The sequence below is a fragment of the Streptomyces coeruleofuscus genome (assembly GCF_039532725.1).
Lineage (GTDB): Bacteria > Actinomycetota > Actinomycetes > Streptomycetales > Streptomycetaceae > Streptomyces > Streptomyces coeruleofuscus.
In genome coordinates, this window is sequence record NZ_BAAASE010000007.1 from 483,658 (window position 1) to 493,173 (window position 9,516).

The following is a 9,516-nucleotide window of genomic DNA, read 5'->3' on the forward strand; positions in this document are numbered from 1 at the left end:
AGCACCGGGTCCCTTCGCCCTACGCCCCCGCGCCCCCGGCCGTACGCCCCCTGTCGGCATCCTCGGCCCTGCGACCTAGGCCCACCGGACCGGGCGCCCGCCGCCGGCGGTCCGATCCGCCCTGTCACAGCCCGCCGGTACCGTGAGGACATGAGTCACGGTCCCCGGTCCGGCCTCGCCGCGGTGAGCTCCGCGTTGCTGGCCATGAGCAGGCATCTCGAGGTGCGCGACGTCCTCAAGACGATCGTCGCCTCGGCCCGCGAGCTGCTCGACGCGCAGTACGCCGCGCTCGGCGTCCCGGACGACCACGGCGGCTTCGCCCAGTTCGTGGTCGACGGCGTCAGCGAGGAGCAGTGGAAGGCCATCGGCCCCCTCCCGCGCCAGCACGGCATCCTCGCCGCGATGCTCCGCGAGGCCAGGGCCGAGCGCCTCGCCGACGTCCGCAAGGACCCCCGCTTCGAGGGCTGGCCGAGCGCCCACCCCGACCTGGTCGACTTCCTGGGCCTGCCGATCCGCGACGGCGACGAGGTCATCGGCGCCTTGTTCCTGGCCAACAAGAACTGCCCCAAGCCGGAAGGCGGTTGCGGCTTCACGCAGGACGACGAGGAACTGCTCGGCATCCTCGCCCAGCACGCGGCGATCGCCCTCACCAACGCCCGCCTCTACGAACGCAGCCGCGAACTCACCATCGCCGAGGAACGCTCCCGCCTCGCCCACGAACTGCACGACGCGGTGAGCCAGAAGCTCTTCTCCCTCCGCCTGACCGCCCAGGCCGCGGCCCGCCTGGTGGACCGGGACCCTTCCCGTGCCAAGGGGGAACTCCAGCAGGTGGCGGCCCTCGCCGCCGAGGCCGCCGACGAACTGCGCTCGGCCGTCGTCGAGTTGCGCCCCGCCGCCCTCGACGAGGACGGCCTCGTCGCCACCCTCCGGACGCAGGTCCAGGTCCTCGACCGCGCCCACTCCGCCCGCGTCACCTTCACCGCCCGCGGTGTGAAGGCCCTGCCCGCCTCCCAGGAGGAGGCCGTCCTGCGAGTCGCCCAGGAGGCCCTGCACAACGCCCTGCGCCACTCCGGCGCCGACCACGTCGACGTGACCCTGGACCGGCACGGCGGCGGAGCGGTCCTGCGGGTCACGGACGACGGCAGCGGATTTGACCCGATGGCGGTCCGCCGCGCGGGACGTCATCTGGGCCTGGTCTCGATGCGGGACCGGGCGAGCGGGGCGGGCGGCACGCTGACCGTGGAATCGGGGCCCGGCAAGGGCACCACGATCGAGATGGAGGTCCCCGGTGGCTGACGCAATCAAGGTGCTGCTCGTCGACGACCACCAGGTCGTCCGCCGGGGCCTGCGCACGTTCCTGGAGGTACAGGACGACATAGAGGTCGTCGGCGAGGCGGCGGACGGCGCCGAAGGAGTCGACCGCGCGGAGGAGCTGCGGCCCGACGTCATCCTCATGGACGTCAAGATGCCGGGCATGGACGGCGTCGACGCCCTGCGCAGACTCCGCGAACTGGACCACCCCGCGCGCGTGCTGATCGTCACCAGCTTCACCGAGCAGCGCACGGTGGTCCCGGCCCTGCGCGCCGGCGCCGCCGGCTACGTCTACAAGGACGTCGACCCCGACGCCCTCGCCGGAGCCATCCGCTCCGTCCACGCCGGGCACATCCTCCTCCAGCCGGAGGTCGCCGACGCCCTGCTGTCCCAGGAGGAGGCCAACTCGGGCCCTGGCAGGGCCGGTTCGCTCACCGACCGGGAGCGCGAGGTGCTCGGCCTGATAGCGGACGGCCGCTCCAACCGGGAGATCGCCCGCGCCCTCGTCCTGTCCGAGAAGACCGTCAAGACCCACGTCTCGAACATCCTGATGAAACTCGACCTGTCCGACCGAACGCAGGCCGCTCTGTGGGCCGTTCGCCATGGCGTGACCGGCTGACACGCTCATTCCCCGGCAACACGGAGGGTTCCATTCCGAGCTGAGATTCATACTGTCGTGGGAACGTCCCTCACATGGCGCAACCTCGGTGGATCTCCGCCGTTCTCCAGTGCGTGCTGCGGCGCCTGCCGCGGCGATCGCAAGGAGGGCTCAGAAGTGAAGAACCTGAAGAAGGCCGCTGCCGTGACGATGGTGACCGGTGGCCTGCTGGCCGCGGGCGCGGGCATCGCCTCCGCCACCAGCGCGCACGCCGACGGCCAGGCCGTGGGCTCCCCGGGCGTCGGCTCGGGCAACGTCGTCCAGGCCCCGGTGCACGTCCCGGTCAACGTGTCCGGCAACAGCGTGAACGTCGTGGGCGTCCTGAACCCCGCCTTCGGCAACCTCGCCGTCAACCACTGACGCCCCACCTCCGTCTCCGAGCCGGAGGTGCCACCGGCCTCCCGGGCTTGCCCGGGAGGCCGGTCAGGACTTTGCGCGCCTGGCTGAGCCTGCGGGCAGTCGTGCCTCCCCCAGTGCCTCAAGGGCCTGGGAGGTGCCCCCAGGGCGGCACGGGTGGGCGCAGGCGGCACCCCGCTCCGCCGGGCTGCGCAACGCCCCGGCCTCAGCCTCAACGCCGAGCACCTTCACAACCGGCAGTCACGGCACCGCACCCCGCTCAGCACCAACGCCGAGCACCTTCACAACCGCCGGTCACCGCACCCCCCGCTCCCGCTCCTCCACAACGGAGTTGTACGCCGCGACCTGCGCCCGCCGAGCCGTCCGCTCCACCGCCCGCAACGCCTCCCGCCGCGCAGAGATCTCCGACGCACTCACCGCACCCCCGGCCCCGCTCTCCGTCGCCACAGCGATGAGCGCCCCCACCCGCTGCGCCAACTCCAGCACCCGCACCGCCCGCGGCGGATACCCCGGTGCCAGCACTTCCCGCCCCCGCTCGGCCCGAGCCCGGTACGCGTCGACAGCCGCCTCCGCCACCGGCCCGGACCCGGCCACATCCAGCCGCGTCAGCACCTCGGTCGCCTCCCGGAGGGCCTCCGCGAGCTCCCGCTCCGCCTCACCCAGCGACGGCACATCCGCCGGCGGCGCCTCCCGCACGGGCAGCACGTGCCACACGACCTCGACCTGCACACCCTCGGGTCCGGCCTCGTACACGTCCGGCACCAACCCCAGGGCGGCCCCGTAACAGACCACGGCCTCCTCGGCCTCCAGCGCCCGCGCGTTGAACTCCGGCGGCCCGCTCAGCCCCAGCGGATGCCCCGGCGCGGGCAGCGCCACCCGCAGCCCGGTCACCCCGAGCGTCCGCAGCCGCCCCAGTGCGAGCGTCAGCCCGACCTGGCCCGACTCACTCGGCAGCCCCTCCACCCGATGCACCGCGTCCTCGCCGACGATGGCGAGCACGGCGTCGTCCGGTGAGACAAGTCCGGCCAAAAGTGCATTTCCCCATGCAGCGAGACGTCCTGCGCGCGGTTCCGTGAGCATGTCCCCACCCTAGGACCCTCCAAGGACCGGACCGAGGGAATGTCCGGGCCGACCGGTGGCGTAGATTTCATGGAGGGCTGCGCCCACCGGCGCGGCGGACCGAGCCACAGGCTTACGCGACAGCCGAGACCGGCCACACTGCAAGGGGAGACAACGCGCTCATGAGCGATGTTCTGGAGCTTCAGGACGTATCTGTGGTCCGCGAGGGCCGGGCTCTGGTGGACCAGGTCTCCTGGTCGGTCAAGGAGGGCGAGCGCTGGGTCATCCTGGGCCCGAACGGCGCCGGCAAGACCACCCTCCTCAACCTCGCTTCCACCTACCTCTTCCCCAGCTCGGGCACCGCCGCCATCCTCGGCGAGACCCTCGGCAAGCCCGGCACCGACGTCTTCGAGCTGCGCCCGCGCATCGGCATGGCCGGCATCGCCATGGCCGACAAGCTCCCCAAGCGCCAGACGGTCCTGGAGACGGTACTGACCGCCGCGTACGGCATGACCGCCACCTGGCACGAGGACTACGAGGAGATCGATGAAAAGCGCGCCCGCGCCTTCCTCGACCGCCTCGGCATGAGCGAGTACCTGGAGCGCAAGTTCGGCACGCTCTCCGAGGGCGAGCGCAAGCGCACCCTCATCGCCCGCGCCCTGATGACCGACCCCGAGCTGCTGCTCCTCGACGAGCCCGCCGCCGGCCTCGACCTCGGAGGCCGCGAGGACCTCGTCCGCCGCCTCGGACGTCTCGCCCGCGACCCGATCGCCCCCTCGATGCTCATGGTCACCCACCACGTCGAGGAGATCCCCCCGGGCTTCACGCACGTCCTCATGATCCGCCAGGGCAAGGTGCTGGCCGCCGGCCCGCTGGAGCTCGAACTCACCTCCCGCAACCTCTCCCTCTGCTTCGGCCTCCCGCTCGTTGTCGAACAGGCGGGCGAGCGCTGGACGGCACAGGGCCTCCCGCTGTCCTGACCCGGCCCCTCATCCCGCAAATCCCAAAGTAAGAACGGCATTTCACACGCCGGGCGCCCTGTCGGCGACAGGGGCGTCGGACCTACCATGACCACGTGGAAATCGACGCATGGCTGTGGTGGCTGATCGGCGCGACGGCGCTCGGCATCGCGCTCGTGGTCACCGCGATGCCCGAACTCGGCATGCTCGCGGTGGGCGCCATCGGCGCCGCGGTGGTCAGCGGCGTCTTCGGCGGCGGAGCCGTCGCCCAGGTCGTCGTCTTCGCCGTCATCTCGACCGCGGGCATCGCCGTCGTACGGCCCATCGCCAACCGGCATCGCGCCCAGCGACCGCAACTCGCCACCGGCGTGGACGCGTTGAAGGGCAGACAAGCCGTCGTCCTGGAACGTGTCGACGCTTCCGGCGGCCGGATCAAACTGGCCGGAGAGGTCTGGTCGGCCCGCGCCCTCGACACCGACCGCGCCTACGAAGTAGGCCAGGAAGTGGACGTCGTGGACATCGAAGGAGCCACCGCGATCGTCATGTGACCTCGCAGGACGTAACTGGAGCGAACTCCTCGCCAGCTACGCGACGGTCTGACAGACTCGACCAGCAAGATCTTCGACAACCATAGATCTGCCGAAGGCGCCGAAGCGGAGAAGGGATACGGGGAACGACGATGGAACCGGTCATCATCGTCCTGATCATTCTGGTGGTGTTGGTCTTCATCGCCCTGATCAAGACGATCCAAGTCATCCCACAGGCCAGCGCGGCCATCGTCGAGCGCTTCGGCCGCTACACGCGGACGCTGAACGCCGGCCTCAACATCGTCGTCCCGTTCATCGACACCATCCGCAACCGCATCGACCTGCGCGAACAGGTCGTCCCCTTCCCGCCGCAGCCGGTGATCACCCAGGACAACCTGGTCGTCAACATCGACACCGTCATCTACTACCAGGTGACCGACGCCCGCGCCGCGACGTACGAAGTCGCCAGCTACATCCAGGCGATCGAGCAGCTCACGGTCACCACGCTCCGCAACATCATCGGCGGCATGGACCTGGAGCGGACCCTGACCTCCCGCGAGGAGATCAACGCGGCGCTGCGCGGCGTCCTCGACGAGGCCACCGGCAAGTGGGGCATCCGCGTCAACCGCGTCGAACTCAAGGCGATCGAGCCGCCCACCTCCATCCAGGACTCGATGGAGAAGCAGATGCGCGCCGACCGCGACAAGCGCGCGGCCATCCTCCAGGCCGAAGGTGTCCGGCAGTCCGAGATCCTGCGCGCCGAAGGCGAGAAGCAGTCCCAGATCCTGCGCGCCGAAGGTGAGGCCAAGGCGGCCGCCCTGCGCGCCGAGGGCGAGGCCCAGGCCGTCCGTACGGTCTTCGAGGCCATCCACGCCGGCGACCCGGACCAGAAGCTGCTCTCCTACCAGTACCTCCAAATGCTCCCCAAGATCGCCGAAGGCGACGCCAACAAGCTCTGGATCGTCCCCAGCGAAATCGGCGACGCCCTCAAGGGCCTCTCGGGTGCCATGGGCAACTTCGGCGGCCTGGGCGGCGGTTCCGGCGGCAACTCAGGCGCGTCCGGAGGCGGCGTCCCCGCCCAGGAACGCCGCGAGAAGCCGTCCCTCGACTGACCCGACACCGCATGAAGGGGCCCGCTTCCCGGAGGAAGCGGGCCCCTTCATGCGACTGCCGGGCTAGGCCGCAGGCTGGGCCAGCCACTCCGGCAGCGCGTCGAAGTCGTCCTGCCCCAGCGCCAGGAGCATCGCGTCCGCCGGAGTCGGCTCGAACGGCTGCCGCAGCAGCGGCATCCCCGCCTCCTCCGGAGTCCGGTTGGCCTTGCGGTGGTTGTCCTGCGCACATGAGGCCACCGTGTTCAGCCAGGTGTCCTGACCGCCCTTCGACCGCGGCACCACGTGGTCGACGGTCGTCGCCCGCCTCCCGCAGTACGCGCACCGGTGCCGGTCCCGGACCAGCACACCCCGCCTCGACCACGGCGCCCGTCTTCGGAAGGGCACCCGTACGTACTGGCAGAGCCGGATCACACGGGGCGCCGGTATGTCGACCGCGGCTCCTCGCATCCGCAGTTCGGGGTGGGACTGCTCGACGACGGCCTTGTCCTGAAGCACCAGAACGACGGCTCGGTTAAGCGTCACCGTCGACAGCGGCTCGAAGCTCGCGTTGAGTACCAGCGTGTCCCGCATACCAGCCCACCTCCTGTGTGCACCGGCCCACCCCCTGGCGGGCTGGGATCAACTCTGGCCGGGCACGCCGAGATGGACAACGCAATATCTGCTGCTCCCGCGAGAGGTGACCCCCGCGACCCCCGGCAACAAAAATGCCCGCTCCTGATCAATTCCAAGACCAGGAGCGGGCAAACGTTCCGTGAACGCCGGGATGGCGGGGCGGCTCACTCAGCTTTCGGCGGGCACCTCGTACTCACCGATCAGCTGGGCCCGCCCGATCGTGTGGAACCGCAGGTTGAAGCCCACAACGGCCGGCGACGCCTCCGCGTCCGGACCGAGCTTCTCCTGGTCCACGGCATACACCGTGAACACGTACCGGTGCGGCCCGTCCCCGGGCGGCGGCGCGGCACCGCCGAACTCCTTGCCGCCGTAGTCGTTACGAGCGTGGACCGCACCCTCGGGCAGCCCCTCGAACTTGCCGCTGCCCGCACCCGCCGGCAGCTCCGTCACCGACGCCGGGATGTCGAACAGCACCCAGTGCCAGAACCCGCTGCCCGTCGGGGCATCGGGGTCGTAGCAGGTCACGGCGAAGCTCTTGGTCTCGGGCGGGAAGCCCTCCCACCGCAGCTGCGGCGAGGTGTTGCCGGCCGCGTGGACCTGAGCGTCCTTGAGCGTCGCCCCCTCCTGGACGTCCTCGCTCGTCACCGTGAACGACGGCACGGGCGGATGGAAGTCGTGGGGGAGCGGCCGCCGCTTGAGCTCGGTCACCTCGGTACCTCCTGGATCGGTTCTTGCAGTCGATACCGAGCCTAGGGCCTTTCCTAGAACCAGTTGCGCTTGCTGCCGACCTCGGAGAGCCACTGGTTGAGGTACGCCGCCCAGTCGGTCCCCTGGTAGTCGTTGAGACCCACCTGGAACGAGCGGAAGGTGTCGCTGCCCTCGCTGAAGAGCCCCGGCCTCTTGTCCATCTCGAGCACCACGTCCATGGCCTGCGCGTCGGCCACGAAGCTCAGCTCGACCTGGTTCAGCCCCCGGTACTGCTGCGGCGGGTGGAACTCGATCTCCTGGTAGAACGGCAGCTTCTGCCGCGTACCCCGGATGACGCCGCGCTCCATGTCCGCGTTCTTGAACCGGAAGCCCAGCTGGATGAACGCGTCCAGGATCGCCTTCTGCGCCGGCAGCGGGTGCACGTTGATCGGGTCCAGGTCACCGGAGTCCACCGCCCGCGCGATCTCCAGCTCCGTGGAGACCCCGATGTGCATCGAGCGCAGCTCCTGCCCGTCGATCGTCGTGATCGGCGTCTCCCACGGAATCTCCAGCCCGAACTGGACCGCGTGCACCGCGTTCGCCTGAAGCTCGAACGCCCCTCCCAGCCGGGACTTGGTGAACTCGATGTCCTGCTTGTACTCCTGGTCGCCGCTCTCCACCTCGACCTTGGCCTGGAGCCCGACCGAGAGCCCCTCGATCTGCTGGTTCACGGACCCGCCCTGAATCCGCACCTCACCCTGGACGACACCGCCCGGCACGACGTTGACCTCGTGCAGCACCGTCTCGACGGAAGCCCCGCCGGCCCCCAGGCTCGCGAGCAGCTTCTTGAACGCCATGTCTCTCCCTCTCGCCCACTACGGGTGGATCCTTGATCCATACAAACGCGATCCGGCCGTGGCCGGTTCCATGCCCTCACCCTGGCAAGGCCGGCGCCCTGAGGCCACCCCACCGCACCACCCGTCTCCAGTACCCTCGGAGGGCATGATCGCGACCCCCGACCGTACGCCCCTGTCCAGGGAGTTCTTCGACCGACCCGTCCTCGATGTCGCCCCCGACCTCCTCGGCCGCATCCTGGTACGCACCACCCCGGACGGTCCGATCGCCCTCCGCCTGACGGAGGTCGAGGCTTACGACGGTGCCGACGATCCCGGCTCCCACGCTTATCGCGGCCGCACGGCCCGCAACGGCGTGATGTTCGGTCCCCCCGGGCACGTCTACGTCTACTTCACGTACGGCATGTGGTTCTGCATGAACCTGGTGTGCGGCCCCGAGGGCAGGGCGAGCGCGGTCCTGCTCCGCGCCGGCGAGATCATCGAGGGCGCCGAGCTGGCCCGCACCCGTCGACTCTCGGCCCGCAACGACAAGGAACTGGCCAAAGGCCCGGCCCGTCTGGCCACGGCCCTGAACGTGGACCGCTCCCTGGACGGCACGGACGCCTGCACCTCCGACGCCACACCCCTGAGGATGCTCACGGGCACGCCCGTACCCCGTGACCAGGTACGCAACGGCCCACGCACCGGAGTCGCGGGCGACGGGGGCAACGGCGACATCCACCCTTGGCGCTTCTGGGTCGCCAACGACCCGACGGTGAGCCCCTATCGGGCCCATGTCCCGAGGCGCCGCCGAAGTTGACGCGTCCCCTCAAGATGCGTAATGTAGCCCGAGCCGCTTGACCCGGGTACGGCATTCGCCAGCAGCCGGAAGCGGCCAACCCACTACCTAGCGACTCCCCTCAGCAGGGGCGAATTCGGCGTGCCCGCATGCCTGAATTCGGCGTCGACGGACTCGATTATGAGTTGGACGGCGAATCGGTTAACGTAGTGAATGTCGAAAGGCCGACGAGCGAAAGCCAAGGCCGCCCGGCAAATCCCTCCGACAGGGAATCGGATCGAGAAAAAGATCTGATAGAGTCGGAAACGCAAGACCGAAGGGAAGCGCCCGGAGGAAAGCCCGAGAGGGTGAGTACAAAGGAAACGACCGTTCCTTGAGAACTCAACAGCGTGCCAAAAGTCAACGCCAGATATGTTGATACCCCGTCTCCAGCATCAGCTGGGGCGAGGTTCCTTTGAAAAAACACAGCGAGGACGCTGTGAACGGTCGGGCCTATTCCGCCTGACTGTTCCGCTCTCGTGGTGTCGACCGGATTACCGGTACACATTCACGGAGAGTTTGATCCTGGCTCAGGACGAACGCTGGCGGCGTGCTTAACACAT

11 protein-coding genes are annotated in these 9,516 nt (G+C 69.5%); 7 read left to right on the plus strand and 4 right to left on the minus strand.

What is annotated here, in order from left to right; all coding sequences use genetic code 11:
* Positions 1-150 precede the first annotated feature (150 nt).
* The 3 genes from ABFX81_RS28500 (at position 151) to ABFX81_RS28510 (ending at position 2,329) form a co-directional block, all read left to right on the plus strand.
* Positions 151-1,296 carry a GAF domain-containing protein gene (locus tag ABFX81_RS28500; protein ID WP_086847497.1) on the plus strand — a complete coding sequence of 382 codons (1,146 nt, stop codon included), beginning with the start codon at positions 151-153 and terminating at the stop codon, positions 1,294-1,296.
* The gene (locus ABFX81_RS28505) at positions 1,289-1,930 is read left to right on the plus strand and encodes a response regulator (RefSeq protein WP_086847495.1); all 642 of its coding nucleotides are present in this window, start codon (positions 1,289-1,291) and stop codon (positions 1,928-1,930) included. Before ABFX81_RS28500 ends, ABFX81_RS28505 begins: the two co-directional genes overlap by 8 nt.
* A gap of 156 nt (positions 1,931-2,086) precedes the next feature.
* Positions 2,087-2,329 (plus strand): chaplin, encoded by a 243-nt coding sequence (locus ABFX81_RS28510; RefSeq protein WP_086847493.1) that lies wholly within the window; start codon positions 2,087-2,089, stop codon positions 2,327-2,329.
* Between the two features lie 291 nt (positions 2,330-2,620).
* On the opposite strand, the gene ABFX81_RS28515 is transcribed toward ABFX81_RS28510, so the two are convergent.
* Positions 2,621-3,406 (minus strand): hypothetical protein, encoded by a 786-nt coding sequence (locus tag ABFX81_RS28515; RefSeq protein WP_346138857.1) that lies wholly within the window; start codon positions 3,404-3,406, stop codon positions 2,621-2,623.
* 161 nt (positions 3,407-3,567) lie between these two features.
* Here ABFX81_RS28515 and ABFX81_RS28520 point away from each other — a divergent pair, with 161 nt between their 5' ends.
* From ABFX81_RS28520 to ABFX81_RS28530, 3 genes are all read left to right on the plus strand, one after another.
* The gene (locus tag ABFX81_RS28520; RefSeq protein WP_086847492.1) at positions 3,568-4,365 is read left to right on the plus strand and encodes an ABC transporter ATP-binding protein; all 798 of its coding nucleotides are present in this window, start codon (positions 3,568-3,570) and stop codon (positions 4,363-4,365) included.
* Positions 4,366-4,460: 95 nt separating this feature from the next.
* Entirely contained in the window at positions 4,461-4,892 is a 432-nt protein-coding gene (locus ABFX81_RS28525) for an NfeD family protein (RefSeq protein WP_086847490.1), read from the plus strand.
* A 131-nt stretch (positions 4,893-5,023) separates the two neighbouring features.
* A complete protein-coding gene (locus ABFX81_RS28530; RefSeq protein WP_086604733.1) occupies positions 5,024-5,983 on the plus strand; it encodes an SPFH domain-containing protein in 960 nt (319 codons plus the stop codon).
* Positions 5,984-6,046: 63 nt separating this feature from the next.
* On the opposite strand, the gene ABFX81_RS28535 is transcribed toward ABFX81_RS28530, so the two are convergent.
* From ABFX81_RS28535 to ABFX81_RS28545, 3 genes are all read right to left on the minus strand, one after another.
* Positions 6,047-6,553 carry an HNH endonuclease gene (locus tag ABFX81_RS28535; RefSeq protein ID WP_086847488.1) on the minus strand — a complete coding sequence of 169 codons (507 nt, stop codon included), beginning with the start codon at positions 6,551-6,553 and terminating at the stop codon, positions 6,047-6,049.
* A 210-nt stretch (positions 6,554-6,763) separates the two neighbouring features.
* Positions 6,764-7,303 (minus strand): YbhB/YbcL family Raf kinase inhibitor-like protein, encoded by a 540-nt coding sequence (locus ABFX81_RS28540; RefSeq protein WP_086847485.1) that lies wholly within the window; start codon positions 7,301-7,303, stop codon positions 6,764-6,766.
* A 53-nt stretch (positions 7,304-7,356) separates the two neighbouring features.
* The gene (locus ABFX81_RS28545) at positions 7,357-8,139 is read right to left on the minus strand and encodes a sporulation protein (RefSeq protein WP_086847483.1); all 783 of its coding nucleotides are present in this window, start codon (positions 8,137-8,139) and stop codon (positions 7,357-7,359) included.
* Positions 8,140-8,284: 145 nt separating this feature from the next.
* Here ABFX81_RS28545 and ABFX81_RS28550 point away from each other — a divergent pair, with 145 nt between their 5' ends.
* Positions 8,285-8,935 carry a DNA-3-methyladenine glycosylase gene (locus ABFX81_RS28550; RefSeq protein ID WP_086847481.1) on the plus strand — a complete coding sequence of 217 codons (651 nt, stop codon included), beginning with the start codon at positions 8,285-8,287 and terminating at the stop codon, positions 8,933-8,935.
* The last annotated feature ends 581 nt before the right edge of the window (positions 8,936-9,516 follow it).

Coding starts and splice junctions, on each gene's coding strand:
- ABFX81_RS28535 (WP_086847488.1), bottom strand. CDS start 6,553: ATGCGGGACACGCTGGTACTCAACGCGAGCTTCGAGCCGCTGTCGACG.
- ABFX81_RS28520 (WP_086847492.1), top strand. CDS start 3,568: ATGAGCGATGTTCTGGAGCTTCAGGACGTATCTGTGGTCCGCGAGGGC.
- ABFX81_RS28515 (WP_346138857.1), bottom strand. CDS start 3,406: ATGCTCACGGAACCGCGCGCAGGACGTCTCGCTGCATGGGGAAATGCA.
- ABFX81_RS28550 (WP_086847481.1), top strand. CDS start 8,285: ATGATCGCGACCCCCGACCGTACGCCCCTGTCCAGGGAGTTCTTCGAC.
- ABFX81_RS28500 (WP_086847497.1), top strand. CDS start 151: ATGAGTCACGGTCCCCGGTCCGGCCTCGCCGCGGTGAGCTCCGCGTTG.
- ABFX81_RS28530 (WP_086604733.1), top strand. CDS start 5,024: ATGGAACCGGTCATCATCGTCCTGATCATTCTGGTGGTGTTGGTCTTC.
- ABFX81_RS28545 (WP_086847483.1), bottom strand. CDS start 8,139: ATGGCGTTCAAGAAGCTGCTCGCGAGCCTGGGGGCCGGCGGGGCTTCC.